This is a genomic window from Micromonospora sp. ATLC20 (assembly GCF_057196585.1).
The window spans coordinates 1-26255 of sequence record NZ_JBXUOV010000024.1 but is presented as its reverse complement, the minus strand read 5'-3'; the positions used below and the strand labels follow the sequence as shown (position 1 = coordinate 26255).

25 protein-coding genes and 1 pseudogene are annotated in these 26255 nt (G+C 72.3%); 14 read left to right on the top strand and 12 right to left on the bottom strand.

Annotation, left to right across the window (positions count from 1 at the left end):
- Nucleotides 1-215: 215 nt before the first annotated feature.
- A complete protein-coding gene (locus AC2CHG_RS08240; RefSeq protein WP_484524475.1) occupies nt 216-470 on the bottom strand; it encodes a hypothetical protein in 255 nt (84 codons plus the stop codon).
- Between the two features lie 810 nt (nt 471-1280).
- Between AC2CHG_RS08240 and AC2CHG_RS08235 the strand changes: the two genes are divergently transcribed.
- Genes AC2CHG_RS08235 through AC2CHG_RS08225 form a run of 3 tightly spaced genes read left to right on the top strand, consistent with a single transcriptional unit; the run spans nt 1281 to nt 3735 of the window.
- Nucleotides 1281-2405, top strand: coding sequence for a S8 family serine peptidase (locus AC2CHG_RS08235; protein WP_484524482.1), 1125 nt, complete (start codon nt 1281-1283; stop codon nt 2403-2405).
- Between the two features lie 10 nt (nt 2406-2415).
- Nucleotides 2416-3072 carry a Maf family protein gene (locus AC2CHG_RS08230; protein ID WP_262012556.1) on the top strand — a complete coding sequence of 219 codons (657 nt, stop codon included), beginning with the start codon at nt 2416-2418 and terminating at the stop codon, nt 3070-3072.
- A gap of 9 nt (nt 3073-3081) precedes the next feature.
- Nucleotides 3082-3735 carry an O-methyltransferase gene (locus tag AC2CHG_RS08225; RefSeq protein ID WP_355506694.1) on the top strand — a complete coding sequence of 218 codons (654 nt, stop codon included), beginning with the start codon at nt 3082-3084 and terminating at the stop codon, nt 3733-3735.
- 76 nt (nt 3736-3811) lie between these two features.
- Here the strand turns inward: AC2CHG_RS08225 and AC2CHG_RS08220 are convergent, their stop codons facing one another.
- The 4 genes from AC2CHG_RS08220 to AC2CHG_RS08205 form a co-directional block, all read right to left on the bottom strand.
- On the bottom strand, nt 3812-5059 hold the full coding sequence (locus tag AC2CHG_RS08220) for an MFS transporter (RefSeq protein ID WP_262012558.1): 1248 nt from the start codon (nt 5057-5059) through the stop codon (nt 3812-3814).
- Nucleotides 5060-5121: 62 nt separating this feature from the next.
- Nucleotides 5122-5877 carry an ABC transporter permease gene (locus AC2CHG_RS08215; RefSeq protein ID WP_013284036.1) on the bottom strand — a complete coding sequence of 252 codons (756 nt, stop codon included), beginning with the start codon at nt 5875-5877 and terminating at the stop codon, nt 5122-5124.
- A 17-nt stretch (nt 5878-5894) separates the two neighbouring features.
- Complete coding sequence (locus AC2CHG_RS08210; RefSeq protein WP_135243316.1) at nt 5895-6854, bottom strand: ATP-binding cassette domain-containing protein; 960 nt, start codon at nt 6852-6854, stop codon at nt 5895-5897.
- Nucleotides 6855-6981: 127 nt separating this feature from the next.
- Nucleotides 6982-7572 (bottom strand): PadR family transcriptional regulator, encoded by a 591-nt coding sequence (locus AC2CHG_RS08205; protein ID WP_120571651.1) that lies wholly within the window; start codon nt 7570-7572, stop codon nt 6982-6984.
- A 132-nt stretch (nt 7573-7704) separates the two neighbouring features.
- Here AC2CHG_RS08205 and AC2CHG_RS08200 point away from each other — a divergent pair, with 132 nt between their 5' ends.
- The gene (locus AC2CHG_RS08200) at nt 7705-9456 is read left to right on the top strand and encodes an acetyl/propionyl/methylcrotonyl-CoA carboxylase subunit alpha (RefSeq protein WP_355506697.1); all 1752 of its coding nucleotides are present in this window, start codon (nt 7705-7707) and stop codon (nt 9454-9456) included.
- A gap of 94 nt (nt 9457-9550) precedes the next feature.
- Nucleotides 9551-10990: a GuaB1 family IMP dehydrogenase-related protein gene (locus AC2CHG_RS08195; RefSeq protein ID WP_262012561.1), complete on the top strand. Its 1440-nt coding sequence runs from the start codon at nt 9551-9553 to the stop codon at nt 10988-10990.
- 12 nt (nt 10991-11002) lie between these two features.
- On the opposite strand, the gene AC2CHG_RS08190 is transcribed toward AC2CHG_RS08195, so the two are convergent.
- A complete protein-coding gene (locus AC2CHG_RS08190) occupies nt 11003-11542 on the bottom strand; it encodes a TetR/AcrR family transcriptional regulator (RefSeq protein ID WP_262012562.1) in 540 nt (179 codons plus the stop codon).
- Between the two features lie 85 nt (nt 11543-11627).
- Between AC2CHG_RS08190 and AC2CHG_RS08185 the strand changes: the two genes are divergently transcribed.
- Nucleotides 11628-12068 carry a DoxX family protein gene (locus AC2CHG_RS08185; protein WP_484524474.1) on the top strand — a complete coding sequence of 147 codons (441 nt, stop codon included), beginning with the start codon at nt 11628-11630 and terminating at the stop codon, nt 12066-12068.
- A gap of 66 nt (nt 12069-12134) precedes the next feature.
- Here the strand turns inward: AC2CHG_RS08185 and AC2CHG_RS08180 are convergent, their stop codons facing one another.
- On the bottom strand, nt 12135-13757 hold the full coding sequence (locus AC2CHG_RS08180) for a DHA2 family efflux MFS transporter permease subunit (RefSeq protein ID WP_355506702.1): 1623 nt from the start codon (nt 13755-13757) through the stop codon (nt 12135-12137).
- A 56-nt stretch (nt 13758-13813) separates the two neighbouring features.
- Between AC2CHG_RS08180 and AC2CHG_RS08175 the strand changes: the two genes are divergently transcribed.
- The 4 genes from AC2CHG_RS08175 to AC2CHG_RS08160 all read left to right on the top strand — a co-directional run bounded on the left by AC2CHG_RS08175 (nt 13814) and on the right by AC2CHG_RS08160 (nt 18684).
- Nucleotides 13814-14329: a MarR family winged helix-turn-helix transcriptional regulator gene (locus AC2CHG_RS08175; protein WP_484524473.1), complete on the top strand. Its 516-nt coding sequence runs from the start codon at nt 13814-13816 to the stop codon at nt 14327-14329.
- A 61-nt stretch (nt 14330-14390) separates the two neighbouring features.
- Nucleotides 14391-14909, top strand: coding sequence for a MarR family winged helix-turn-helix transcriptional regulator (locus AC2CHG_RS08170; RefSeq protein WP_262012753.1), 519 nt, complete (start codon nt 14391-14393; stop codon nt 14907-14909).
- Nucleotides 14903-16636, top strand: a complete 1734-nt coding sequence (locus AC2CHG_RS08165) for an ABC transporter ATP-binding protein (protein WP_262012566.1) — start codon at nt 14903-14905, stop codon at nt 16634-16636. Before AC2CHG_RS08170 ends, AC2CHG_RS08165 begins: the two co-directional genes overlap by 7 nt.
- Nucleotides 16633-18684, top strand: coding sequence for an ABC transporter ATP-binding protein (locus tag AC2CHG_RS08160; protein WP_315985910.1), 2052 nt, complete (start codon nt 16633-16635; stop codon nt 18682-18684). The genes AC2CHG_RS08165 and AC2CHG_RS08160 overlap by 4 nt, the downstream gene beginning before the upstream one ends.
- A 70-nt stretch (nt 18685-18754) precedes the next feature.
- On the opposite strand, the gene thrS is transcribed toward AC2CHG_RS08160, so the two are convergent.
- Entirely contained in the window at nt 18755-19969 is a 1215-nt protein-coding gene (gene thrS, locus AC2CHG_RS08155; RefSeq protein WP_355506705.1) for a threonine--tRNA ligase, read from the bottom strand.
- Between the two features lie 502 nt (nt 19970-20471).
- Here thrS and AC2CHG_RS08150 point away from each other — a divergent pair.
- The 3 genes from AC2CHG_RS08150 (at nt 20472) to AC2CHG_RS08140 (ending at nt 22066) form a co-directional block, all read left to right on the top strand.
- Nucleotides 20472-21095 (top strand): DedA family protein, encoded by a 624-nt coding sequence (locus tag AC2CHG_RS08150; RefSeq protein WP_366622728.1) that lies wholly within the window; start codon nt 20472-20474, stop codon nt 21093-21095.
- Complete coding sequence (locus AC2CHG_RS08145; RefSeq protein ID WP_355506709.1) at nt 21092-21316, top strand: hypothetical protein; 225 nt, start codon at nt 21092-21094, stop codon at nt 21314-21316. The genes AC2CHG_RS08150 and AC2CHG_RS08145 overlap by 4 nt, the downstream gene beginning before the upstream one ends.
- Nucleotides 21317-21412: 96 nt before the next feature.
- Entirely contained in the window at nt 21413-22066 is a 654-nt protein-coding gene (locus tag AC2CHG_RS08140) for a DUF998 domain-containing protein (protein WP_484524472.1), read from the top strand.
- 19 nt (nt 22067-22085) lie between these two features.
- On the opposite strand, the gene AC2CHG_RS08135 is transcribed toward AC2CHG_RS08140, so the two are convergent.
- A complete protein-coding gene (locus tag AC2CHG_RS08135; protein ID WP_484524471.1) occupies nt 22086-23489 on the bottom strand; it encodes an NAD(P)H-quinone dehydrogenase in 1404 nt (467 codons plus the stop codon).
- Nucleotides 23490-23604: 115 nt separating this feature from the next.
- Here AC2CHG_RS08135 and AC2CHG_RS08130 point away from each other — a divergent pair, with 115 nt between their 5' ends.
- A complete protein-coding gene (locus AC2CHG_RS08130; RefSeq protein ID WP_262012572.1) occupies nt 23605-24060 on the top strand; it encodes a gamma-glutamylcyclotransferase family protein in 456 nt (151 codons plus the stop codon).
- A 75-nt stretch (nt 24061-24135) separates the two neighbouring features.
- On the opposite strand, the gene AC2CHG_RS08125 is transcribed toward AC2CHG_RS08130, so the two are convergent.
- From AC2CHG_RS08125 to AC2CHG_RS08115, 3 genes and pseudogenes are all read right to left on the bottom strand, one after another.
- Nucleotides 24136-25098 carry a GNAT family N-acetyltransferase gene (locus AC2CHG_RS08125; protein WP_484524470.1) on the bottom strand — a complete coding sequence of 321 codons (963 nt, stop codon included), beginning with the start codon at nt 25096-25098 and terminating at the stop codon, nt 24136-24138.
- A 42-nt stretch (nt 25099-25140) separates the two neighbouring features.
- Nucleotides 25141-25881: an SCO6745 family protein gene (locus AC2CHG_RS08120; protein WP_484524469.1), complete on the bottom strand. Its 741-nt coding sequence runs from the start codon at nt 25879-25881 to the stop codon at nt 25141-25143.
- Nucleotides 25882-25924: 43 nt separating this feature from the next.
- Nucleotides 25925-26255 (bottom strand): annotated as a pseudogene (locus tag AC2CHG_RS08115) (hypothetical protein); the annotation flags it as partial.

The following is a 26255-nucleotide window of genomic DNA, read 5'->3' as shown; positions in this document are numbered from 1 at the left end:
CAGGACCAGGACACCGCCGGCCAGTGGAAGCAGGTCGCCGGTTGGCGCAAGGTCTGCGACCTCGCCCTGGCCCACCTGAGCCGCCTGCGCGAATACCGGCGCGGTCTGGCCGAGGCGTGGCCGCCGGAGACCAACGCCGCCGCGCGGGCGTACATCGCCGAACTCGACCAGCTCATCGACCGCGTGCAGCGCACCCACGACGCCGCCGCCGCGAACTACGACGCGCTGGCGGCCGCCGCACGTGCCATCGGCAGCGCGCGGGCCGAGCTGCAACCACTGCACGAGGAGTACGCGAAGAAGCTGCGGCAGAAGCAGGCGTACGAGGCGACGATCGCCGACCCGAAGGCGGTTGCGGGCAGCCGGTTGCCGGAACGGCCCCCGGTGACGGACGACGACTTGGAGCAGTTGAACGTACGGGCGCGCGGGTTGATGACGGGGCTGAGCGGCGAACTCCAGCACGCCCAGGTCATGCTCCAGCGCCCACCAGCACCAGTCCGGCCGGCGCCACGGGCCGACCCACATTCGTCTGACCCGTATCTTGGATCAGATCCGGCACCAGTAATCCCTTCTATCGTCGCAGTCCCGATTACGCCACCCACGTCGATTAACCGGCGTCGACCGAGCGTCGCAACGAGCCCGCCAGTTCATCCAGGCAGCCCTTCTACAAGCGGCGTCATAGGCGGAGGTCCGATCCTAGGCAATGCCGGTCCAGGAACGCCCGTCCAAGCGATGCCGCCTGGAACCGCATCCCCTGCTACTCCCAATACACCCTCTGGCACTCCCGGCGTCCCCCTTCCCCCGGCACTCAATCGCGGCACCAGTTTGGGCCCGCTCGGGAACGATCCAGCTGCTGGAAAGAGCACTAACCGGCCGCTTCCGCCGCGTGCGACCGGAACGAACGGGATGATTCCGGGAGTTCCCCTTGGCCAGCCCGGCATGGGCGGCCCGACTAGGCGCGTTAATCCCCCAGGTGGAGTTATCGGGGGAGGCGCGGCCGGCACTGCTCCGGCAGGCGCTGCAGGATCTCGACCGAACACGGGGAGAGGTCCACAAATCGGCACACCTGGGTTGACCCCTCTCGGCGGCGCTCCCGGGCTGTCTCCCACCCACGGGCGGCAGAACAGCAAAGGTCTGGATACAGACTCGGAGCGACGCTGGGATCCGGACAACCCCTGGGAGGTCGAACGCGGCGTGAATCCAATATTGGAGCCACCTGACGAGGGACCGGTCGATCCAGGGCCTGCCATAGGCTTCAATCGGTGATTCCCTGCGCGCTTTTGGTGGCGCGGAGCTTAGCCGCGTCACTCGCAATCTCACTCACTGGCCTGGCGGCAGCAGCTTCGCTGCCCGCCTCGGACGGGTCGGAGCGGGTGAGAGGCGACCAGTGGCATCTAGGCTTCTTGAGGGCTGCAGAAGCCCACAAAATTAGCCAGGGCAAGGGGATCGTTGTAGCAGTTCCAGATACTGGAGTAGAGGCTCACCCTGACCTACAGAAGAACTTGCTTCCAGGAACAGACGTGATCACGGGAGGAAGCGGAGACGGCCTTCGAGACACGAATAGCCACGGCACCGGCATGGCTGGCCTCATCGCGGCGCATGGGCGGGGAGGCACTCGCGGCGCGCTCGGAGTGGCACCTCAGTCCAAGATTCTCCCAATCTTCGACACACCAACCAACGGACTGGGTCAACCCGACGATTTAGCAGCCAGCATTGAGTATGCAACAGCTCAACACGTGGATGTAATTAGCATCTCTGCGGCCAGCATCCCCACCCCTCGCCTGCAATCCGCTATAAAGGCCGCACTTGAAGCGAATATTGTCGTAGTAGCAGCTGTTGGGAACATCCCCAGCGAAACATCGATTAGCTATCCGGCATCCGAGCACGGCGTGATCGCCGTAGGCGGCGTTGATAGGCAGGGCAACAAGACCGGATTCTCGGCTTCGGGGGCGGATGTAGATATTCTCGCACCTGCAGTCGACATTTACACCACAAGCCTCGCAGGTCGATACCGCCGGAGCACCGGTACATCCGATGCGACTGCGATCGTTGCCGGGGCTGCTGCTCTCATCCGCTCCAAGTACCCCAACCTGCCCGCCCAGGAAGTCGCCCACCGGCTGACCGCCACCGCCGTCGACAAGGGACCACCCGGTCGCGACGACCAGTACGGCTACGGCGTCATCGACCTGGTCGCCGCGCTCACCGCAGACGTCCCCCCGCTCGGCTTCGAGTCCTCCCAGGTGACTCCGCCGGCATCGGCGGAGACAGCACCCGAGAAGGGAAGGAACAAAGCAGCGACCGTACGCGGGCTCGCCACCCTCGGTGTGCTGGTGGCGGCGGGCGGCGGCTACCTGTTCTGGCGGCGGCGCCGACGTGCCGACGACCCGCCGCCGAGGGTCAGCCGGTAGCGTCGGCGGGGTGTCGACCTCCGTACCGGTGCGCCTCGTGCTCGCCTCGCAGTCCCCCGCCCGCCGCAAGTTGCTCCAGGCCGCCGGGATCGAACCGGACGTGCTGGTCAGCGGCGTGGACGAGTCGCAGGTGGTGAGCGATCGGGCCGAGGATCTGTGCCTGGAGCTGGCCCGGCTGAAGGCGCAGGCGGTACGTGATCGGCTGCGACCGTCGCCGGACGAGCGCACGCTGGTGCTCGGCTGTGACTCGGTGCTCGCCTTCGACGGCGAGATCCTCGGCAAGCCCGATGACGCGGCGGACGCCACCCGGCGGTGGCAGCGGATGCGCGGGCACAGCGGCGTCCTGCACACCGGGCACTGCCTGATCGACGTGACCCACGAGTCCCGCGCCGAGGCCGTCGCCTCTACGACTGTGCACTTCGCCGACATCAGCGACGAGGAGATCGCCGCGTACGTGGCGACGGGCGAGCCGCTGGCGGTGGCCGGCGCGTTCACCATCGACGGGCTGGGCGGGGCGTTCCTGACCGGGATCGAGGGTGATCCGGGCACGGTGGTGGGGTTGTCCCTGCCGTTGCTGCGCCGGCTGCTCGCCGAGGTGGAGCTGAGCATCGTCGACCTGTGGACGAAGATCGCGCCCGGGGGCCAGGAGATCGAACATCTCGGCTAACGTCCGGACATGACCACGAAGCCGCTGCCGCTCACCCCGGAACTGCACGCCTACCTGGTGGCCCACGGGTCCGCCCCGGACGAGATCGTCCAGGAGCTGGCCGAGGAGACCCGGGCGGCCCTGCCCGCCGAGGCGGTCATGCAGGTCGCACCCGAACAGGCCGCGTTCCTGACGTTCCTGACCCGGCTGCTCGGCGTACGGCAGGCGGTCGAGGTCGGCACGTTCACCGGCCTCTCCTCGCTGGCTATCGCCCGGGGGCTGGCCGAGGGCGGCCGGTTGACCTGCTTCGACATCTCCGAGGAGTACACGGGCGTGGCCCGGCGCTACTGGCAGCGCGCCGGTGTGCAGGACCGCATCGAGCTGCGCATCGGCCCGGCCGCCCAGACGTTGCGCGAGCTGCCCCGCGAGCGTTACCTGGACTTCGCGTTCATCGACGCGGACAAGGTCGGCTACCCGATCTACTGGGACGAGCTGGTGCCCCGCATGCGTCCCGGCGCGGTGATCGCCGTCGACAACACGTTGCGCGACGGCCGGGTGCTCGCCCCGCGCAACGCCGACGACCGGGCGATCGCCGCGTTCAACGACGCGGTGATCGCTGATGTCCGCGTCGAGGCGGTCATGCTGCCCATCGCCGACGGCGTCACGCTCGCCCGGGTGCTCTAGCCGGCCGAACACAACCTCCCCGAAGTGGCGGGATCCCTGAGCACCGGATACCGCCACCTCGCCGTAGTGGAGTCGATCAAGCCGCGCGGACCGGCGCGGGCAGGGCACGCCCCAGCCGCACCGTCAGCAGCACCGCCACCGCGATGAACGCGGGCAGCAGCAGGAACGCCGGGTGCGGGCCGACGCCGTCGGCCACCCACCCGAGCGCCACCGGCGCGATCCCGAAACCCACACCCATCGAGTACGCGGACCAGCCCGCCGCCTTGTCGGCGGCCGGGCCGGCGACGGCGAGCGCGATCGAGATCGCCAACGGGTAGTGCAGCGCGTTGCCGAGCCCGAGCACGACCAGCCCGGTGACCGCGAGCCAGCCGACCGTACTGCCCCAGAACAGCGCGAACCCGGCCATCGAGACGGTGAGCGCGCCGAGCAGCAGCGGCACCGGCGCCCAGCGCAGCGCGGCCCGGCCACCGGCGATCCGGCCGGCGAACATGCCGCAGACGATCGCGGCGACCGCCGCCGACGCCCCGCCCGCGCTCAGCCCGGCGTGGGTCCGCAGCACGTCGGCTGTCCACAGCGACAGGCAGACCTCGATCGACCCGGTGACGGACATCAGGACCCAGGCAATCCAGTACGCACGCGGCAGCCGCCCCGCCGCACCGGGACCGGAGTAGACGGGCTCCCCGGAAGCGGGGACGGCGGGCACCCGGGTGGCGACGGCCACGGGGACGGGTGTGCCGGCAGCCGCGTCAGCGGGGGCGCGTTTCGGCCCGCGTACCCGGAAGGTCAGGGCGGCCAGCGCGACGAGCGTGATCAGCCCGACCTCGACGGCCATCAGCGGTCGCCAGCCGAGACCGGCGTCGACGGTGGCGCCGATGGTCAGCGGCGCCAGGATGCCCATGCCGGCGCAGGCCGCGTTGGCCTCGGTGAGCGCGGCCGGGGCGGTGGGGCCGTGCCGGGCGGTGAGCACCACGCTCACGCCGCTGACGACCATCATGCCGAAGGTGGCGATGACCGCGACGGCGGCGAGCGTGGCCGGTAGCGGGCGGAGCAGGCCGAGCGCGGTCACGCCCGCGGCGACGCCGGCGAGGCCGAGCCAGATGGCCGGGGCACGGCCGAGGCGTCGGGCGACCGGGGCGAACAGCGCGCCGCCGGCGAGCGCGCCCACCGCGATGCCGGTGCTGTGCAGGCCGGCGACGGCGGCGCTGGTGCCCTGTTCGTCGCGGAGCAGGGGGACGACCGGGCCGAACCCGTAGAGGAAGAAGCCCCACAGACCGAGCTGGGCGTAGGTCAGCCAGGTGATCCGGTCACGGGTGAGGCGGGGCACCGGCCCACGCTACGCGCGACCGGCCGGTGCCCCGCCCCTGCTGAGAGGTAGGTCTCCCCTGCTCAGCGGACGCTGCGGGCGAACTGGCGGGCGGCCCAGAAAACGCCTGCGGCGGCGAGCACCGCGATGATGCCGAGGCCCTGCCACACCCGGTCGTTGCCGAGGTCGCCGTTGAACAGCGCGCGGGTGCCCTCGACCGCCCAGGAGAACGGGTTCCACTTGGCCACGCCCTGGAGCCAGCCGGGGGCGAAGGTGAGCGGCAGCAGGATGCCGGAGAGCAGCAGCACCGGCTGCGCGACGGTGTTCATCAGCGGGGCGAGCGCGTCCTCGCTCTTGACCTTGAGCGCGATGCCGTAGGAGACGGCCGAGGTCATCAGCGCGATGAGGGCGAGCATCAGGTACGCCAGGAGCAGGTTGCCGATGAACACGCGCAAGTCGAACGCGAGCGCCAGCAGCGTGATGATGATCGCCTGTGCGATCAGCGAGACCACGTCGCGCAGCGAGCGGCCGAGGAGCAGGGCGAGCCGGCTGACCGGGGTGACCCGGGAGCGCTCGATCACGCCGGCGCGCAGCTCGGCGATCAGGCCGAAGCCCTGGAACAGGCCGCCGAAGATGGCCAGCAGCACGAGCAGGCCGGGTACGAAGATCTTGTACGCGGCGGCCTGGGTGGGTGCGTTCAGCGCGGGCTTGAGCAGCGGGGCGAACAGGAGCAGGTACATCACCGGCTGGAAGACGCCGACGAAGATCCACACCGGGTTGCGCAGCAGCAGTTGCGTCTGGCGCTGGAAGATCAGCCAGGTGTCGCGGGCGAGTTTCATGACAGCTTCTCCGGGGGTCAGGACTCGCGCAGCGAGCGGCCGGTCTTGGTGAGGAAGACGTCGTCGAGGCTCGGGCGGTGCAGCTCGATCGAGCGCAGGTCCAGCCCGGCGTGGTCGAGCCGGCGCAGCACCTGCGGGATGGCGGTGGCGCCCTCGTCGACGTAGAGGCGCAGACCGCCCTCGTCGACGGTCTCCAGCTTGCTCACGTACGCCTCGGTGTCGAGCAGTTCGGCGGCGCGCGGGGTGCTCGGGGCGTCCAGGCCGACGATCACCACCTCGCCGGAGATCTCCCGCTTCAGCTCGGCCGGTGTGCCCTCGGCGACCACCTCGCCGTGGTCCATGATCGCGATGCGGTCGCAGAGCGCGTCCGCCTCGTCGAGGTAGTGCGTGGTGATGAAGACGGTCATCCCCTCGGTACGCAGCCGCCGGATCTCGTCCCACATGTGCGCGCGGCTCTGCGGGTCGAGGCCGGTGGTCGGCTCGTCCAGGAAGACGATCTTCGGCTCGTGGATGATGCCGAGCGCGATCTCGACGCGCCGGCGCTGACCGCCGGAGTAGGTCTTGCACTTGCGGTCGGCGTACTCGGTGAGCTGGAAGGCTTCGAGCGCGCGCTCGGCACGTCGGTGCGCCTCGGCCTTGCCGATGCCGTAGAGGCGGGCCTGGAGCACCAGCTCCTCGCGGGCGCTCGACTCGTCCCAGGTGCTGCCGCCCTGGGCCACGTAGCCGATCCGGCGGCGCACCTCGGCCGGGTCCTTGCGCAGGTCGGCGCCGGCCACTGTGGCCTCGCCGCCGTCCGGCTCGATGAGCGTGGCGAGCATCCGCAGCGTGGTGGTCTTACCGGCGCCGTTGGGCCCGAGGAAGCCGAAGATCTCCCCTGCTGCGACGTCGAGGTCGACGCCGCGGACCGCGTCCACTGTCTTCGTCTCGCGACCCGCGCGGGAGCGGTACGACTTCCGCAACCCCCTGGTCTCGATCATTTCTGCTCCTGGTCGTCCGGGCGGACCTGAGCGGCCGCCGATCGTCCGCGAGGACGCACGAATCCCCCGCGATTCCCGCCGAGGCTAACGCGATATAGCTCTTTTAGTCAACGTTGATTATGTCGTGTCACCGGGAGCCGTCGGACCAGCCCGACCAGCCCTCGGCCCGTTCCATCCCATCGGGCAGGTAAGACACTCCCGACTCGATCCGCTCCGCGATCCGCTCGCACCAGGCCGACTCCGCCTCGGCGCGGGCCAGCCACAGCTCGAACATCCACCCGACGTGCACCGGCTTGCGGGTGCGCACCCAGTCCGAGTCGAGCGAGGCGCGCGTCGACTCGACCCCGGCCCGGAGCAGGTTCGCCCGGTTGCGCAGCGCCGCCGCGGCCTCCTCGCGCGGCATCGCCGGCAGGAAGGAGAACGCCGCCACGAACGGGTCCGGCGGCTCGTGGAGCTGCCACCACTGCGCCCGCAGCAACGTCTCGAACTCGTCCTCCCCCTTCGCCGTCACCTCGTACGTGGTGCGCGCCGGGCGGGCGCCCACCTGCTCCACCGAGACGGTCCGGAGCAGGCCCTCGTCGGTGAGTTTGCGCAGCGCGTGGTAGATCGAGCCCGGTTGCACGTTCGCCCACTTGTCCGCGCTCCAGCTGAGCAGCTCGCGGCGCACGTCGTAGCCGTGCACCGGCTGCATCCACCGAACCAGGCCAAGAATCATCATCCTCGTTGCCGACACGGGACAAGCGTAATAACCAAGTTTGACTACAGTGCCGCATCCCACACTGAGCGATCGTTAGGCCCCGCAGCTCGGCCGCTAAACTCCCGGCAACGACCTCCCGGGAGGAGCCACAAGGTGCGCAAGGTTCTCATCGCCAACCGCGGCGAGATCGCCGTCCGCGTCATCCGCGCCTGCCGCGACGCCGGGCTGGCCAGCGTCGCCGTCTACGCGGACTCCGACCGGGACGCCCTGCACGCCACGCTCGCCGACGAGGCGTACGCGCTCGGCGGTGACACCGCCGCCGACAGCTACCTGCGCATCGACAAGCTGATCGACGTGGCGGCCCGCTCCGGCGCCGACGCGGTGCACCCCGGCTACGGCTTCCTCTCCGAGAACGCCGACTTCGCCCAGGCCGTCATCGACGCCGGGCTGACCTGGATCGGCCCCACCCCGCAGGCGATCCGCGACCTCGGCGACAAGGTGACCGCCCGGCACATCGCGCAGCGCGCGGGCGCGCCGCTGGTGCCCGGCACCCCGGACCCGGTCGCGAACGCGGACGAGGTGATGGCGTTCGCCGTCGACCACGGCCTGCCGGTCGCCATCAAGGCCGCGTTCGGCGGTGGCGGTCGCGGCCTCAAGGTCGCCCGCACCATGGAGGAGATCCCGCACCTGTTCGAGTCGGCCACCCGCGAGGCGGTCGCCGCGTTCGGCCGGGGCGAGTGCTTCGTCGAGCGCTACCTGGACAAGCCGCGCCACGTCGAGGCGCAGGTGCTGGCCGACCAGCACGGCAACGTGATCGTGGTGGGCACCCGGGACTGCTCGCTGCAGCGGCGGCACCAGAAGCTGGTCGAGGAGGCCCCCGCGCCGTTCCTCACCGACGCCCAGCGGGCCCAGATCCACGACAGCGCCAAGGCCATCTGCCGGGAGGCCGGCTACCACGGCGCCGGCACCGTGGAATACCTGGTCGGCGCGGACGGCACGATCTCCTTCCTGGAGGTGAACACCCGGCTCCAGGTCGAGCACCCGGTCACCGAGGAGACCGCCGGCATCGACCTGGTGCGCGAGCAGTTCCGCATCGCCGACGGCGAGAAGCTGCGCTTCACCGAGGACCCGACGCCGCGCGGGCACGCCATCGAGTTCCGGATCAACGGCGAGGACCCGGGCCGCAACTTCCTGCCCGCGCCGGGCACCGTCACCGCGCTGCGCCTGCCCTCCGGGCCGGGCGTGCGGGTGGACACCGGCATCTCGGCCGGCGACGTGATCGGCGGCAACTTCGACTCGCTGCTGGCCAAGGTGATCATCGTCGGTGAGACGCGTACCGAGGCGCTGGAGCGGGCCCGCCGGGCGCTCGACGAGATGGTGGTCGAGGGCATGGCGACCGCGCTGCCCTTCCACCGCCTGGTGATCCGCGACGAGGCGTTCACCGCCGAGCCGTTCGCCGTGCACACCCGGTGGATCGAGACCGAGTGGGACAACACCGTACCGGCCTTCACCGCCACCGCCGGCGCCGCCGACGAGCCCGCCGAGCGCGAGACCGTCGTGGTCGAGGTGGGCGGCAAGCGGCTGGAGGTCGTCCTCCCCGCCGGGCTCGGCGCGGGTACGGCGGCAGCCGCGCCCGCCGCGAAGAAGCCGGCCCGCCGGGGTGGCGGGGGCAAGGCGGGCGCCGCGGTCAGCGGGGACACGCTCACCTCCCCGATGCAGGGCACGATCGTGAAGATCGCCGTCGCGGACGGCGACGAGGTGGCCGAGGGCGACCTGGTCGTGGTGCTGGAGGCGATGAAGATGGAGCAGCCGCTGCACGCGCACAAGGCCGGCACGGTCAGCGGGCTCGCCGCCGAGGTCGGCGCGGTGATCACGTCCGGCGCCGCGATCTGCACCATCGCCTGAGGAGTGCGGAAGGACCCCTGCGCGACAGCGCGAGGGCGGGTGGTCTGAGCCACCACGGCGGGCGGGAGCGCCGCCGGGCGGGAATGATGGCCGGGTGCGGTTCCTTCACGGCGCGGTCCCCGCGCACGACCTGACCTACAACGACGTCTTCATGGCGCCCAACCGGTCCGAGGTGGGCTCCCGGCTCGACGTCGACCTGGCCACCACCGACGGGACCGGCACCACGATCCCGCTCGTGGTGGCGAACATGACGGCCGTCGCCGGCCGGCGGATGGCCGAGACCGTGGCCCGGCGCGGCGCGGTGGCGGTGATCCCGCAGGACATCCCGATCGAGGTCGTCGCCGACGTGGTCGGCTGGGTCAAGCAGCGGCACCTGGTGCACGACACGGCGATCACGCTCGGCCCGACCGACACCGTCGGTGACGCCATCCACCTGCTGCCGAAGCGCTCGCACGGCGCGGTGGTCGTGGTCGACGCGGCCGGCCGGCCGATGGGCGTGGTGACCGAGGCGGACACCGTCGGGGTGGACCGCTTCGCCCAGCTCCGGCACGTGATGTCGACCGAGCTGCACACCGTGCCGGCGGACGCGGACCCGCGTACCGGATTCGACAGGCTGTCGGCGGGCCGGCGGCGGCTCGCGCCGGTGGTGGACGACGACGGCCGCCTGGTCGGCGTGCTGACCCGGCAGGGCGCGCTGCGCGCCACGCTGTACAAGCCGGCCACCGACGACCGGGGGCGGCTGCGGATCGCCGCCGCCGTGGGCATCAACGGTGACGTCACCGGCAAGGCCGCCGCGCTGCTGGAGGCCGGGGTGGACACGCTCGTCGTGGACACCGCGCACGGGCACCAGGAGCGGATGCTCCAGGCCCTGCGGGCGGTCCGCCGGCTGGACCCGCCGGTGCCGGTGGCGGCCGGGAACGTGGTGACTGCAGACGGCGTACGCGATCTGGTCGACGCGGGCGCGGACATCGTGAAGGTGGGCGTCGGGCCGGGCGCGATGTGCACCACCCGGATGATGACCGGCGTGGGGCGTCCGCAGTTCTCCGCGGTGCTCGACTGCGCCGCGGCGGCCCGCTCGCTGGGGCGGCACGTCTGGGCCGACGGCGGCGTACGCCACCCGCGCGACGTCGCGCTGGCGCTGGCCGCGGGCGCCTCGAACGTGATGATCGGCTCCTGGTTCGCCGGCACCTACGAGTCCCCCGGCGACCTCTACACCGACGCCGACGGGCGGCGCTACAAGGAGAGCTTCGGCATGGCGTCGTCGCGCGCGGTGAGCGCCCGTACGGCCGAGGACAGCGCGTTCGACAGGGCCCGGAAGGCGATCTTCGAGGAGGGCATCTCCTCGGCCCGGATGTATCTGGACCCGAACCGGCCCGGCGTCGAGGACCTGATCGACGAGATCATCTCGGGGGTGCGCAGCGCGTTCACGTACGCGGGGGCGCGCAGCCTGGAGGAGTTCCACGAGCGGGCGCTCGTCGGCGTGCAGAGCGCCGCCGGCTACACCGAGGGGATGCCGCTGCCGACGAGCTGGTGACGTCCGGCCGGCTCAGTCGAACAACCGCCTGATCACGGTACGGGCGGCGGCCTCCGGGTCGTCGCCCACCCGTGGTGGCAGCGCGCCGGAGAGCCAGAGCGTGGCGAAGCCGTGCACGATCGACCAGGCGGCGAGCGCGTCGGCGTCCGGCTCCCGCCCGGTGTGGCGGGCGACCCCGCCGCGCAGCAGTGCCCCCGACCGCGCGCGGGCGGCGACCAGTTCCGGGTCGTCGGCCCGGTACAGCTCGGGCCGGAACATGACGTCGAAGTGCGCCCGGTGTCGCACCGCGAACCCGACGTAGGCCACGCCGCTGTCGAGCAGGTCGTCCCCGGCCTGCCGCAACGCGTCGGCGAGCAGGTCGAAGCCCTGGGTGGCGAACGCGGTGAGCAGCCCGGCCTTGTCGCCGAAGTGGTGCGCCGGCGCGGCGTGCGAGACCCCGGCGCGCCGGGCCAGCTCACGCAGGCTCAGCGCGGCCGGACCGGACTCGGCGATCGCCTCGGCGGCGGTGCTCAGCAGGACGCGGCGGAGGTCGCCGTGGTGGTACGAGGCCATGCCGTCACCCTAACTTGTCATTGACAAGATGGCACCCGTCGACGCAATCTTGTCAGCGACAAGATGCTCGTCGGAGGGATCGACAATGGCACCCCTGATCGCACTCCTCGCCGGCACCGCGCTGGCCCGGATCGCCGGCCTGCTCGGCGTGGACGCCCTGGACGGGTGGCACCCCGCGCTGCGGGTGGGGCTGGCGCTGATGTTCGTGCTGACCGGCGTGGCCCACTTCGCGTCCCGCCGCGCCGACCTGATCGCGATGGTCCCGCCGGCGCTGCCCCGGCCGGCCCTGCTGGTCACCGTCACCGGCGTGCTGGAACTCGCCGGCGCGCTCGCACTGCTGTTCCCGGCCACCGCGCGCCCGGCGGCCGCCGGGCTGGCACTGCTGATGCTCGCCATGTTCCCGGCCAACGTGTCGGCCGCCCGGCGACGGCTCACGCTCGCCGGGCGCCCGGTGACGCCGCTCGGCGTCCGTACCGTGCTCCAGGTCGTCTTCGTGGCCGCGGCGCTGGCGGTGGCCCTCGGCTGATGACCCGCCGCCGACCCGGCGGCCCGCCCGCGCCGAGCCGGCGGGACGAGAACGGCGGGACCCGGCTCAGGCGCGGGCCGGCTCCGCCTCGGCGGGCGGGGAGGCCCCGGTCTCCCCGTGGCGAACGGCCGGCAGGCGCAGGCAGGCGACCAGGCCGATCAGCAGGAATCCGGCGCCCGCGAAGGCCGCGTACCGGGTGGCCTCGGAGAACGCCGCCTTCGCCTCCTCGGCGATCGGCGCGGTACGCGGGTCCGCCTCCAGCCCGCCGATCGCCGCGCCGGCGCTCTCCTTGACCGCGCTCACCACCTGGTCCCGCTGGGCCGGGGTGAGTCCGGGCTGATCGGCCAGCCGGTCGCCGAGGAGCCCGCCGAGGCCGGCGAAGAGCACGGTGCCGAGCACCGCGATGCCGAGCGCGGAGCCGACCTGCCGGGCGGTGCTCTGCAGGCCCGAGCCCTGGCCGCTGCGGCGTACCGGCACCTGCGACAGGGATACGCCGGTGAGCTGGGCGGTGGCCAGGCCGACGCCGACGCCGTACACGAACAGTAAGCCCAGTGGCGCCCACCAGCTGGTGTCCGGCGCGACCACGAGCCCGAGCCCGGCCACGCCGACCAGTTCGGCGGCGACGCCGAGCTGCACCACCCGGGCCGCACCAAAGCGCTGGGTCAGCGGCGCGCCGATGCCGCTGGCCAGGAAGCTGCCGACGGCGAGCGGCAGCAACGCCAGGCCGGTCCGGAAGGCGCTGTAGCCGAGCACGTTCTGGAACCACAGCGGCAGCGCGAACAGCAGGCCGAACTCGCCCAGGCTGACGATCGCGGCGGCCAGGATGCCGTTGCGGAACGAGCCGATGCCGAACAGCGACAGGTCGAGCAGCGCGGGACGGCCGGCCCGGTTGCGGCGTACCTGCTGGGCCAGGAAGATCCCGAGCGCGACGAGGCCGACCAGCGCGGCCACCGGCACCGGCGAGATCGACGCGGTCCAGTCCAGCCCGAAGAGGCTGAACGGCCGCTCCCGCTCCCACCAGCCGTAGGTGCGGCCCTCGATCAGCGCGAAGACCACGCCGGTCATGCCGATCACCGAGAGCAGCGCGCCGAGCAGGTCCAGCCCGCGCTCGGCCCGCTCGTCCCGGGACTCGGCCACCAGCACGAGCGTCGCCACGATCACGGCCAGGCTGACCGGGACGTTGATGCCGAAGGCCCACCGCCAGGAGTACGTGGTGGTGAGCCAGCCGCCGAGCAGCGGCCCGAGCGCCGCCGCACCACCGATGGTGGAGCCCCAGACGGCGAACGCGATGCCCTTCTCCCGGCCGGTGAAGTTGGCGTTGAGCAGGGAGAGCGAGGTGGGCAGCATCATCGCCCCGCCGACGCCCTGGAGCACGCGGGAGGCGATCAGCGTCTCGCCGGAGCCGGCGAGCGCGGCGAGCACGCTGGCGACCACGAACACGGTGACCCCGACGAGGAACATCCGCCGCCGCCCGGACCGGTCGGCGAAGCGTCCGGCGACCAGCAGCAGCGCGGCGAGGACCAGGGTGTACGCCTCCTGCACCCACTGCGCGTCGGTGGAGGTGATGTCGAGGTCCCGGATGATCTGCGGCACCGCGACGTTCACGATCGTGGCGTCCACGATGATCATCGCTACGCCGAGGCTGATGGCCAGCAGCCCGAACCAGCGTCCGCGCCCGTCGCCGCGCATGGCATCCTCCCGCTTTAGCTAGATTTTCTAGCTACCTGAGATGCTAGCTTTACCCCATGGAGGGGGTGCCGCCAACCGGAGAGTCCGCGCGGGTCGCGCCACCGAGCAGCGAGGCGTCCCGCGCGCTGCGCGACGTGCTGGGCCTGGCCGGTGACACGCGGGCCGCGCTGGCCCGCCGCCTGGGCCTCAACGCGACCGACGCCGCCGCGATCGACCACCTGGTCTCCAGCCCGGAGCCGCTGGGCCCGGTCGAGCTGGGCAACCGGCTCGGCATCCGGTCCGCCTCGGCGACCACGCTTGTCGACCGGCTCGTGCAGGCCGGTCACGTCGCCCGGACCCCGCACCCGCACGACAGGCGCCGGCTCAGACTCCAGGTCACAGAGAGCGCCGTCGGCGAGGTGCTGGAGGCGCTGCGCCCGATGCTCGTCGGCGTCGACCGGGCGGTCGCCCGGCTCACCCCCGAGCAGGCCGAGGCCACCACGGCGTTCCTGCGCGAGGTCAGCGAGGTGATGCGGGAGTACGTCGCCACCGCCCCGGACGAGCCGCCACGCACCCGCGCCGATCGCGGCTGAGGAGATTCTCAGAATTAGTTTGGGCCCTGATGGTTCGGGGGCTAACCTGACGCTCGTGAACATGGGCCCGCTCGTCCGCTTCCCCGACGCGTTGCACCACGCGCCACTCGGCCGGCTGATCTCGATCGCCGGACACGTGGTCGAACAGCACTGGGGGCGTTACCTCGCCGAACACGGGCTCACGTCCGCCGGCATGCGGGTCCTGATGATCCTCCTCCGGGCCGGCGACGTGAGCCACCGGGAAATGGCCGAGCTGTGCTTCGTCCGGCCCGCCACGCTCACCGGCATCGCGGACACCCTCGAACGCGACGGCTTCGTCAGCCGCCGCCGCGACCCGGAGGACCGCCGCACGGTCCGGCTCACGCTGACCGACAAGGGCGGCGAACACGCCCGCGCCATCAGCGACATGATCCACAGCGACCGGCCGCTGACGTCGGTCGACGCCGACCCGGCCAACCGGGCGGTGATCCGCCAGTTCCTGATCGAAATCATCACCGGCATGTCCGACGGGGACCTCCGTCGGTTGAACCGGGACAGCGAGTCCGACACCGAGCCGCCAACGGGGAGCCATCTGTGTTGATCCGCCTGCTCCGCACACATCTGCACCCGTACCGACGATGGCTGGCCGCCGTGGTGGCGTTCCAGTTCGTCGGCACGATCGCCTCGCTCTACCTGCCCAGCCTGAACGCCGACATCATCGACCGCGGCGTCGCCGTCGGCGACACCGACCAGATCCTGCGTACGGGCGGGTGGATGCTGCTCGTCAGCCTGCTCCAGATCGCCTGCTCGATCGCCGCCGTCTACTTCGGCGCGAAGACCGCGATGGCGTTCGGCCGCGACGTACGCGGCTCGATCTTCCGGCGCGTCAACAGCTTCTCCGCCCGCGAGGTCGCCCGGTTCGGGGCGCCGTCGCTGATCACCCGCAACACCAACGACGTCCAGCAGGTGCAGATGCTGGTGCTGCTGAGCTGCACCATGCTGGTCGCCGCGCCGATCATGAGCGTCGGCGGCGTGGTGATGGCGCTGCGCGAGGACGTCGGGCTCTCCTGGCTGATGCTGGTCTGCGTACCGGTGCTCGCAGTCGCGCTGGGTCTGATCATCCGCCGGATGGTGCCGGGCTTCCGGCTCATGCAGACCCGGATCGACACCGTCAACCGGGTGCTGCGCGAGCAGATCACCGGCATCCGGGTGGTCCGGGCGTTCGTCCGTGAGCCGTACGAGACCGACCGGTTCCGGGTCGCCAACACCGACCTGACCACCACCGCACTGCGGATCGGACGGCTCCAGGCGCTGATCTTCCCGATCGTGATGCTGGTGCTGAACGTCTCCAGCGTCGCGGTGCTCTGGTTCGGCGCGGCACGGGTCGACTCCGGTCAGATCCAGGTCGGCGCGCTCACCGCGTTCCTGCAGTACCTGATGCAGATCCTGATGGCGGTCATGATGGCCACCTTCATGCTGATGATGGTGCCCCGGGCCGCGGTCTGCGCCGAGCGCATCGAGGAGGTGCTGGACACCGACTCGTCGGTGGTGCCGGCCACCGACCCGGTCACCGAGGTCACCGGCCGCGGCGAACTGGAACTACGCGGCGCCGGATTCCAGTACCCGGGTGCGAGCGCCCCGGTGCTGCACGACATCTCGTTCCGCGCCGAGCCGGGCCGCACCACCGCGATCATCGGTTCCACCGGCGCCGGCAAGACCACGCTGCTCACGCTCATCCCCCGGCTGGTCGACCCGACCGCCGGCGCCGTCCTGGTCGACGGCGTGGACGTACGGGACCTGGCCCCGGACGAGCTGTGGCGGCGGATCGGGCTGGTGCCCCAGCGGCCGTACCTGTTCACCGGCACCGTCGCCAGCAACCTGCGCTACGGCAACCCGGACGCCACCGACGCGGACCTGTGGGCCGCGCTGGAGATCGCCCAGGCGCGCGACTTCGTCGCCGAGATGCCGGGCGGGCTGGAGGCGCCGATCGCGCAGGGCGGCACCAACGTCTCCGGCGGCCAGCGACAACGCCTGGCCATCGCCCGCGCGCTCGTCCGCAAACCGGAGATCTACCTCTTCGACGACTCCTTCTCCGCGCTCGACCTCGGCACGGACGCCCGGCTGCGGGCCGCCCTCAAGCCGGTCACCGCGGACGCGGCGGTGGTGATCGTGGCCCAGCGGGTCTCCACGATCGTCGACGCCGACCAGATCATCGTGCTCGAGGACGGGGGTGTCGTCGGCATGGGACGACATGAGGAACTGCTGGAGAGCTGCCCCACGTACGCCGAGATCGTCGCGTCGCAGCAGACGGCGGAGGTGGCCGCATGACGTCGTCGGTGCCGCAGCAGAAGAACGAGCCGACGCGGCTGCCTCCGGCCGGGCGGCGGCCCGGCGGTGGTCCGCCGCACATGAGCATGGGCATGCCGGCCGAGAAGGCGATGAACTTCGGGCCCTCGGCACGGCGGCTGCTGGCGCGGCTGCGGCCGTACCGGCTCCAGCTCACCGGCGTGCTCGCGCTGGCCCTGGCCAGCGTCGGGCTCAGCGTCATCGGGCCGAAGGTGCTCGGCCACGCCACCGACATCATCTTCAGCGGGGTGATCGGGCGGCAGCTCCCGCCCGGCACCACCACCGAGGCGGCGGCGGAGGCGGCCCGCGCCGAGGGCAACGGCAACTTCGCCGACATGCTGGCTCGGATGGACGTGATCCCCGGCGCAGGCATCGACTTCGACGCGCTGGGCCGGGTGCTGGCGTTCGCCGTGGTGCTCTACGTCGGCGCGAGCATGCTCCAGTGGGCGCAGGGCTGGGTCCTCAACGGCGTGGTGCAGCGCACGGTGCTGACGCTGCGCGCCGACGTGGAGGACAAGCTCAACCGGCTGCCGCTGCCCTACTTCGACAAGCAGCCCCGCGGTGAGCTGCTCAGCCGGGTCACGAACGACATCGACAACGTGTCGCAGACGCTCCAGCAGACGCTGAGCCAGTTGCTCACGTCGCTGCTCACCGTCGTCGGCGTACTCGCGATGATGTTCTGGATCTCGCCGTTGCTGGCTGTCGTCGCGCTCGTCGCGGTGCCGCTGTCGGTGGTGGTCACCGGTCAGATCGCCAAGCGGTCGCAGGGCAAGTTCATCGCCCAGTGGAAGCACACCGGCGAGCTGAACGGCCAGATCGAGGAGGCGTACACCGGGCACGAGCTGGTCAAGGTCTTCGGCCGGCAGAAGGAGGTCGAGGCCGCCTTCCACGCCAAGAACGAGGAGCTGTTCCGGGCCGGCTTCGGCGCGCAGTTCGTCTCCGGGCTGATCATGCCGGCGATGTTCTTCATCGGGAATCTCAGCTACGTCGCGATCGCCGTGGTCGGCGGCCTGCGGGTGGCGTCGGGCTCGATGAGCCTCGGCGACGTGCAGGCGTTCATCCAGTACTCGCGGCAGTTCACCCAGCCGCTCACCCAGGTCGCGTCGATGGCCAACCTGCTGCAGTCCGGGGTGGCCTCGGCCGAGCGGGTCTTCGCCGTGCTCGACGCGGACGAGCAGAGCCCCGACCCGGCCGAGCCGGTCCGGGTCGCCGACCCGCACGGGCGGGTCGAGTTCGAGCACGTCTCCTTCCGGTACGACCCGGAGAAGCCGCTCATCGACGACCTGTCGCTGGTCGCCGAGCCGGGTCACACGGTCGCCATCGTCGGTCCCACCGGTGCCGGCAAGACCACGCTGGTCAATCTGGTCATGCGGTTCTACGAGCTCGATGCGGGGCGGATCACGCTGGACGGGGTGGACATCGCCACGATGCGCCGCGACGACCTGCGCGGCCGGATCGGCATGGTGCTGCAGGACACCTGGCTGTTCGGCGGGACCATCCGGGACAACATCGCCTACGGCCGGCCGGACGCCACCGAGGAGGAGATCCTCGCCGCCGCCCGGGCGACGTTCGTGGACCGGTTCGTCCGCAGCCTGCCGGACGGCTACGACACGGTGATCGACGAGGAGGGCAGCAACGTCAGCGCCGGGGAGAAGCAGCTCATCACCATCGCGCGGGCGTTCCTGGCCGAGCCGTCGCTGCTGATCCTGGACGAGGCGACCAGCTCGGTGGACACCCGGACCGAGGTGCTGCTCCAGCGCGCCATGGCGGCGCTGCGCTCGGACCGGACGAGCTTCGTCATCGCGCACCGGCTCTCCACCATCCGCGACGCCGACCTGATCCTGATGATGGAGCAGGGCCGGATCGTCGAGCAGGGCACCCATGACCAGCTCGTCGCCGCCGGTGGCGCGTACGCCCGGCTCTACCGGGCGCAGTTCAGCGGCGCGGTCATCGAAGACGAGGTGCCGGCGCCCGCCCCGGCCGGCCCGCCGGGGATGCGGGCCGGTGCCGGCACGCCGGTCGGGAACTGACGTGGACCCGGCCACAGGTCCGACACCGGTCCCCGTCCGGGCGCCTCACCGGCACCCGGACGGGCCGGGGTCAGGCCGGGAGCAGCGCCGCCGACCGGCTCGCGACCACCGCGCCGACCAGGCCCAGCGCCTCGGCGGCGGGCATCGGGTCGAGCACCCGGCCGTCGCGCAGGCGCAGCGAGACCGAACCGTCGGCCGCCTCCCGGGGGCCCAGAACCCCGGTGTACGGGACGCGGCGGCGGGACGCGTCCCGGATCCGGGCACCCAGCGAACCGGCGTGGTCCACCTCGACCCGCAGCCCGGCCGCCTCGGCCCGGCGGGCCAGCCCGACGGCCGCCTCGGCCTGGGCCGCGTCGACCGGGAGCAGCAGCAACTGCACCGGGGCGTACCAGGCCGGGAACGCGCCCTCATGCACTTCGATCAGGTACGCGAACAGCCGCTCCATGCTGCCGACGAGGCTGCGGTGCACCATCACCGGCCGTTTCCGGCGGCCGTCCGAGTCGGTGTACGACAGGTCGAACCGCTCCGGCTTGTCGAAGTCGAGCTGGACGGTGGAGATGGTCGACTCCCGGCCGGCCGCGTCCACGATCTGAATGTCGATCTTCGGGCCGTAGAACGCGGCCTCGCCCGGCGCCTCGACGACGTCCACCCCGTCGAGCGCGGCGCGGAGCAGTTCCTCGGCCCGCGCCCAGCCGGCGTCGTCGCCCACGTACCGCTGGCCCGGCCCGCGCAGCGACAGCCGCAACCCGGCGGGACGGACGCCGAGCGCCGCGTGCGCCTCGCCGATCAGCCGCAGGATCTCGCGGACCTCGTCACCGACCTGCTCCAGGGCGCAGAAGTTGTGCGCGTCGTTGAGCGAGATGGCCCGCACCCGGGACAGCCCGCCGAGCACACCGGAACGCTCCGCCCGGTACATGCCGCCCAGCTCGGCGACCCGCAGCGGCAGCTCCCGGTAGGAACGGCCGCGGGCGCGGAACACCAGCGCGTGGTGCGGGCACAGCGCCGGGCGCAGCACGAACTCGTCGTCGGCGCTCAGCCGCATCGGCGGGAACATGTCGTCGGCGAAGTAGCCCAGATGCCCGGACAGCTCGAACAGCTCCCGCTTACCGAGCGGCGGCGAGTAGACGTGCCGGTAGCCGGCCCGGCGCTCCAACTCCCGGACGTACTCCTCGACGGCGTGCCGGGCGGCGGCGCCGGCCGGCAGCCAGATCGGCAGCCCGGCGCCCGCGAGCGGGTCGGAGACGAACAGCTCCAGGTCCCGGCCGAGCCTGCGGTGGTCGATCATGTCGCTCTCCTTGATCGGGTACGACCCGGAGGCGAGCAGGCCCGGTACGCCGCGAGGCCCCGGAGCGGATCGCCCCGGGGCCTCGTCGACGGAAACGTCAGTGCGGCGCGCCGGGAACACCCGGCGTCGTGGTCACTACCGCGCTGCGCATGCCCCGACCGTAGGCGCGCGGGCATCGACGGCGCACCTGAGTTTCGGAGAGTGGGTGCGGGTCGCCGGCACGGGACCTGCCGGCGACCCGCGGCGGCCCGGTCGTCAGGAACGGGGGACCCGACGACTCCGGTGCCGCGTCCGACCAACGGTACGCCGGGAATCGACGATGCGCCGCCCCGCCCCGTGGTGTACGCGCCGGTGGCCCGTCACTCGCGGGCGGGCCGCCTCGTTTCACACCTACGGCCTGCCGGTGTCGACTGTCACCGTGCGGCGGGGCCGGTGGTGGTGACGCCGGACACGGCGTCAGGCTCGATCCGGTCGAACGGAGAACTCCGGCGAGGTGGCGGTCGTGGCCGAGCTCATCTCTGACGTCGCGTCGCCCATGTGGGCGTACGCGCTGTTGCTGATCCTGCTGATCGCCGACGCCTTCGTCCCGGTGGTGCCGACCCAGCTCGTCATGATCACCAGCGGGGCGCTGACCGTGTACGGCGGGCTCAGCCTGCCGCTCACCATCGCGGTCGGCGCTGCCGGTGTGTTCATCGGTGACCTGGCCTGCTACCTGATCGGCCGCAGTACGCCGACCCGGCGCGCGGCGCGCGCCACGACACCGGGACGGGCACGCCGGGCGGTCACCCGGGTCACCCGTGGGCTGCGCGAGCCGGGGCCGATGGTGATCCTGCTCTGCCGTTTCGTACCAGGTGGCCGCATGGCGGCCTGCTTCTCGGCCGGGCGCAGCCGCTACCCGTACCGGCTGTTCCTGCCCTACGAGGCGGCGGCGGCGCTCGCATGGTCCAGCTACGGCGCGCTCGTCGGCCATCTGGGCGGTACGGCGCTGACCCACTCGGCGTGGCGGCTGCTGCTGATCGGCGGGGTGGCCGCTGCGGGGTTCGCGCTGGCCGGGTGGGCGATGACCTGGATCAGCAGCAACCGGCAGACCCGCGCCGAGGCCACCGCCGACTCGACCGGCAGTTGACCCCCGAGCACCTGATCGACGTGAAGGAAGAACAGGTCATGAGCGATGCGGCGGCGTGGCACGACGTCAAGGCCAGGGCTCGGCGAATCGATCCCGCATGGAATGACGCCGAGCGCGTGACCCGGCGCGGGCAGCTCAGAGAACAGATGCTGGCGTCGATCGCCGCCGCGCAACCGGCGGGAGACCGGGCGGACGATCCATCTCGACCCGACCTCACCTGACGCGGTTCTCGGGGGTCCGGTAGGGGACGACCCGGGGAGCGAAGTGGGTGGTGGTCCCGGATCCGTCTGGGGCGGTTACGGCGACAGGCTGGCCGTATGCCTGGAACGCGGAGCAGCGGCCTGTTGGCCCTCGGCGGGATCGTCCTGGCGGCGGTGCTCGCGATGGTCGGTCATCTCGAGGTGAGCGACGACCTGGATCCCTGGTCGCTGACCGTCAGCGACTTCGCCGTCTCCGATCGGGGCGGCGTCATCGACACCGCGATGGCGGTGCTCGCGGCGGCCAGCCTGGTGCTGCTGCCGTCGCTGCGCCGGGCCGGAGCGGGCCGGGTGCCGCTGGCGCTGCTGACCGCCTGGTCGGCCGGGCTGCTGGCCGCCGCCGTGGTGCCCACGAACGAGCCGGGTACGCCGATGGACACCGCCGCGTACGTGCACCGGTACGCCTCGGTGCTGTCGTTCCTGGCCCTGCCGGTGGCCGGCTGGCTGCTGGCCCGCCACCCGGTCGCCGGAGCCGCCGCCTGGCTACGCGGGCTGACCGTGGCCAGCCTGGTGCTGTCGGGCGCGATGATCTGGTCCGCCTACCCCGGCGACCGCGCCCTGCTCGGCCTGATCGAGCGCGCGCTGATCCTGACCGAGACGGCCCTCCTGACCACCCTGGCCGTGCACCTCACCCTGACCAGAGTCGTCGATCATGCAGTTGTGACCCCGCACAGACCGGGCGTACCGGTCGGATCGGGGGCCGCAACTCCATGATCGACGAGCAAAGGGGGGGCTACTCCAGCTCGTGGAGCATGAGCTGGCGGGCGGCCTCCGTAATGGAGCCGGACAGGCTCGGGTAGATGGTGATGGTGTGCGCCAGCTCGTTGACGGTGAGGTTGTTCTCCACCGCCATCGTGATCGGCAGGATCAGCTCGCTGGCCTTCGGTGCCACCACCACGCCGCCGATCACCTGGCCGCTCGCCGGCCGGCAGAACAGCTTGACGAAGCCGTCGGCCAGGTCGTCCATCTTCGCCCGGGCGTTGCCGGACAGCGGCAGCATCACCTGGCGGGCCGGGGTCTTGCCGGCGTCCACCTCGTCCTGGGAGACGCCGACGGTGGCCAGCTCCGGGTCGGTGAAGACGTTCGCCGCGACGGTACGCAGCCGCAGCGGCCGGACCGCCTCGCCCAGCGCGTGCCACATGGCGATCCGGCCCTGCATGGCCGCGACGCTCGCCAGCGGCAGCACGCCGGTGCAGTCACCCGCCGCGTAGATGCCCGGCACGTTGGTACGGGAGACCCGGTCCACCGTCACGTAACCGCCCTGGGCCAGTTCCACGCCGTACTCGGCCAGGCCCAGGTCGGCGGTGTTCGGGATCGAGCCGACAGCGATCAGCGCGTGCGAGCCGGTGACCTGCCGGCCGTCGGAGAGCACCACCTCGACCCCGTCGCCGACGCGGCGGACCGCCTCGGCGCGGGAGTTGTTCAGGATGCTCATGCCCCGGTTGCGGAACACCCGCTCGATCGCCATCGCGGCGTCGGCGTCCTCGTGCGGCATGACCCGGTCCCGGCTGGACACGAGCGTGACCTTGACGCCCATGGCGAGGTACGCGCTGGCGAACTCGGCGCCGGTCACGCCGGAGCCGACCACGATCAGGTGCTCGGGCAGGTCGGGCAGGTCGTACACCTGGCGCCAGGTCAGGATGCGCTCGCCGTCCGGTACGGCGGTGGGCAACTGGCGGGGGGTCGCGCCGGTCGCGACCAGCACCGTCGACGCGGCGATCGAGTATTCGGCGCCGCCGTCGGCCGGGGTGACGATCACCCGGTGGGTGTGGCCGAGCGTGTCCTCGCCGAGCCGGGCGGTGCCGGCGACGAACTCGACGCCGGCCTTTACGAGCTTGGTGTGGATGTCGGCGGACTGGGCCAGCGCGAGCCGCTTGACCCGCTCGTGCACCGCCGATGCGTCGACGGTGACCGCCTCCAGGCCGTCGGAGTGCACCCCGAACTCCTCGGTGTCCCGGTAGCCGGTGACCACCTCGGAGCTGGCGATGAACGTCTTGGAGGGCACACAGTCGGAGAGCACGCAGGCGCCACCGGCCCCTTCCGCCTCGACGACGGTGACCTCGGCGTCCAACTGCGCGGCGACCAGAGCCGCCTCGTACCCGGCCGGTCCACCGCCGATGATCACGATCTGGCTCACCGAGCCATCCCTTCGTCGAAGCTCACAGTGCTCACAGTGACTTTCTTCTCCCCGTCCCGTCCGACACGCACTGTCGTATTCTCCCCCACCCGCCAGCCGGGCTATCGTCGTCGCCGTGGGTCTCTACGCTGCTTACGGCTCGAACCTGGATCCCGCCCGCATGCGCGCCTACTGCCCGCATTCGCCGATGGTGGGCACCGGCTGGCTTGAGGGGTGGCGGCTCACCTTCGCCGGCGAGGACGTCATCGGCTGGGAGGGCTCGGTCAGCACCGTTGTCGAGTCCCCGGGTGACCGGGTGTTCGTGGCGCTCTACGACATCCACCCGTACGACGCCGCGCAACTCGACGAGATCGAGGGCGTGACCTCCGGGACGTACCGCAAGCTGACCGTCCGCGTCTCGACGCTCGACGGCGACGTGACGGCGTGGGTCTACGTGTTCGACGGGTACGAGGGCGGGCTGCCCACCGCGTGGTACCTCTCGGAGCTCGCGAACGCCGCGGAGAAGGCGGGCGCGCCGGACGACTACGTCACCGAGCTGCGGTCCCGCCCCACCGGCACCGCGTCGGCGTAGCGCGTCTCCCACACCCACAGTGTGCGCCGGGCGGCCGTACCCGCGCTCGGCGACCCCGGTACGAGGGGTGCCGGGTCACACCCGCGAGGCGGGCACACTCCGCTCGTACATGTCGGCCCAGTGCTCCTCCACCAGCCCGACGGAGCGGTAGAGCGTGACCGGCGCGGTCGGGTTGGCCAGGTCGACGCCGAGCCCCGCCCCGGCGCGGCCCTTCGCCGCGTAGACCGCGAAGGCCCGGCGCAGCAGCGCCGCGCCCACCCCGCGGCGCCGGTACGCGGGCAGCACCGACAGCGTCCGCACCCACCCCCGGTCCTGGTCGAGCGCCTGGTCGGAGGACTGGAGCGCACCGGCCGGCTCGCCGTCGACCTCGGCCAGGAACCACTCGTCCCAGACCTTGCCGTACGACGGCAGCAGGTCCCGCCACTGCGCGAAGTCGAGCGGGTCGTGGTCGGGGGTGTCCCGGAACGCGGTGTCGTAGATCCGGTGGAACAGCCGCAGGTCGTCCTCGTCGTCGGCGCGCAGCGGCCGCACCGTCACCCCGGGCGGGGGCGCCGGCTCGGTGGGCAGGTCGGCGAGCGAGCGGCTCATCCGGATGTAGCGCTTGATCCGGGTGAACCCGGCCTCGGCCAGCTCACCGGCCCAGCGGGTCTCCGGCGCGTACACCCCGGCGCGGGCGGTCAGCGCGGGCAGGCCGCGCTCGGCGGCCCGTTCGGCGACGCGTTCCAGCAGCCGGGCCAGCAGCGGCGCGCGCAGGTCGGCGCCGCGGTCGGGGTCGACGAGCACGTCCACCCACTCCCGCCCGACACCGCTCGGGTTGGCCAGGATCGACCAGGCCACCGCCGTGCCGTCCGGGTCGGCGACCAGCCACGAGTCCCGAGCCGGGTCGACGAACGGCGCGGTCAGCGCGGACCGCACGTCCTCGTCGTCGAAGTCCGGGTGGCCCACGGCGAACGTGTCGGCGGCGTGCACCACCGCCAGGATCGCGGGCACGTCGTCGAGGGTCGGGCGGCGGGCCGACCAGCCGGCGGGAAGCGTCACGGGCCAGATCCTGGCAGCCGCACCGGCCGGATCGCCTCCCATTTATCCGCCGCGGGCGCGCTGCCGCGCGGCGCCGAGCAGACCCAGCAGCTCAGCGCCCTCGGCGGCTTCCAGCACGCGGAACGCCGCCGACGCCAGCCGGTCGGTCACCGCCTCGGCCCACAGCCGGCGCCGCACCAGCGGCCCGACCGGCGGGTACGGGGGCACCCAGCCGCACGCGGCGGCACCGGCCTCGCCCTCCGGCCCGGCCAGCACCGCCTCCAGCGGTGTCAGCCCGGCCGCGCGCACCGCCAGCAGGTACGCCCCGGCGAAGTGCTCACGCAGCAGCAGCATCCCGACAGCCGCCCGCGCACCCGGCGACGGGTCGGGCACCGGCATGGCCCGCCAGGCGGCGAAAAGCGGCATGCCGCTGCCGTCCGCCGCGTCGACCGCCCGGCCCAGCAGCGCGGCGAGCCGGGACGACTCGGCGCCGTCGCCCAGCCGGGCGGTGCCCCACCGGCAGCACTCGGCGAGGTTGGCGGTGGCCACCTCCAGCGGCGGGACGGTGCGCGCGGCGGCGTCCCAGCCGTCGGTGACCGCCTCCGGGGCGATGAAGCCGAGCGCCGCGGCGACGGTCTCGGCGCGGACGTCACCGAGCGCACCGGCCCGCCCGGTGATGTAGAAGGCCCACCCGGAGATGCCGAGCAGCCGCGCCCGGCGCAGCGTGGACGGGCAGCGCGCGAACGCCTCCCCGAGTTCGAGCACCAGCGGCTTGCAGGCGGCGGCGAGCTGTTCCGGAGTCATCGGCCGCCCGTCGCCGTGACTCCACCGTAGCCATTCATCACGCTCAGTCTGCCGCGTGGTCACCGGTGTCGGCATCCCCCTCTTCGGCGTCCAGCGCCTCCAACACGGCCTCCACCTCACCGGCCCGGCGCCGGGCCGCGGTGACCGCCCGTTCCGCGCCCCGGCGCGCCAGCCGGGCCCGGCTCAGTTCCTGCTCGGCCACGGCCCGGCGACGTTCCAGCTCGGCCAGTTCGGTCTCGATCCGGTCCAGCGTCGCGGCACCGTCCCGCTCGGCCGCGTCGGCCGTCGCCAGCTCCTTCTCGGCCCGGTCCAGGTCCGCGCGGGCCCGGGTCAGCTCCCGCGTCGCGGTCCGCCGCCGACCGGCCCGTTCGGCC

Excerpts from the sequence above, each read along its gene's own strand:
- AC2CHG_RS08240 (WP_484524475.1), bottom strand. The coding sequence starts at position 470 with ATGACCTGGGCGTGCTGGAGTTCGCCGCTCAGCCCCGTCATCAACCCG.
- AC2CHG_RS08225 (WP_355506694.1), top strand. The coding sequence starts at position 3,082 with ATGACCACGAAGCCGCTGCCGCTCACCCCGGAACTGCACGCCTACCTG.
- AC2CHG_RS08215 (WP_013284036.1), bottom strand. The coding sequence starts at position 5,877 with ATGAAACTCGCCCGCGACACCTGGCTGATCTTCCAGCGCCAGACGCAA.
- AC2CHG_RS08210 (WP_135243316.1), bottom strand. The coding sequence starts at position 6,854 with ATGATCGAGACCAGGGGGTTGCGGAAGTCGTACCGCTCCCGCGCGGGT.
- AC2CHG_RS08205 (WP_120571651.1), bottom strand. The coding sequence starts at position 7,572 with ATGATGATTCTTGGCCTGGTTCGGTGGATGCAGCCGGTGCACGGCTAC.
- AC2CHG_RS08190 (WP_262012562.1), bottom strand. The coding sequence starts at position 11,542 with ATGGCCTCGTACCACCACGGCGACCTCCGCCGCGTCCTGCTGAGCACC.
- AC2CHG_RS08185 (WP_484524474.1), top strand. The coding sequence starts at position 11,628 with ATGGCACCCCTGATCGCACTCCTCGCCGGCACCGCGCTGGCCCGGATC.
- AC2CHG_RS08180 (WP_355506702.1), bottom strand. The coding sequence starts at position 13,757 with ATGCGCGGCGACGGGCGCGGACGCTGGTTCGGGCTGCTGGCCATCAGC.
- AC2CHG_RS08175 (WP_484524473.1), top strand. The coding sequence starts at position 13,814 with ATGGAGGGGGTGCCGCCAACCGGAGAGTCCGCGCGGGTCGCGCCACCG.
- AC2CHG_RS08170 (WP_262012753.1), top strand. The coding sequence starts at position 14,391 with ATGGGCCCGCTCGTCCGCTTCCCCGACGCGTTGCACCACGCGCCACTC.
- AC2CHG_RS08160 (WP_315985910.1), top strand. The coding sequence starts at position 16,633 with ATGACGTCGTCGGTGCCGCAGCAGAAGAACGAGCCGACGCGGCTGCCT.
- thrS (WP_355506705.1), bottom strand. The coding sequence starts at position 19,969 with ATGATCGACCACCGCAGGCTCGGCCGGGACCTGGAGCTGTTCGTCTCC.
- AC2CHG_RS08140 (WP_484524472.1), top strand. The coding sequence starts at position 21,413 with ATGCCTGGAACGCGGAGCAGCGGCCTGTTGGCCCTCGGCGGGATCGTC.
- AC2CHG_RS08120 (WP_484524469.1), bottom strand. The coding sequence starts at position 25,881 with ATGACTCCGGAACAGCTCGCCGCCGCCTGCAAGCCGCTGGTGCTCGAA.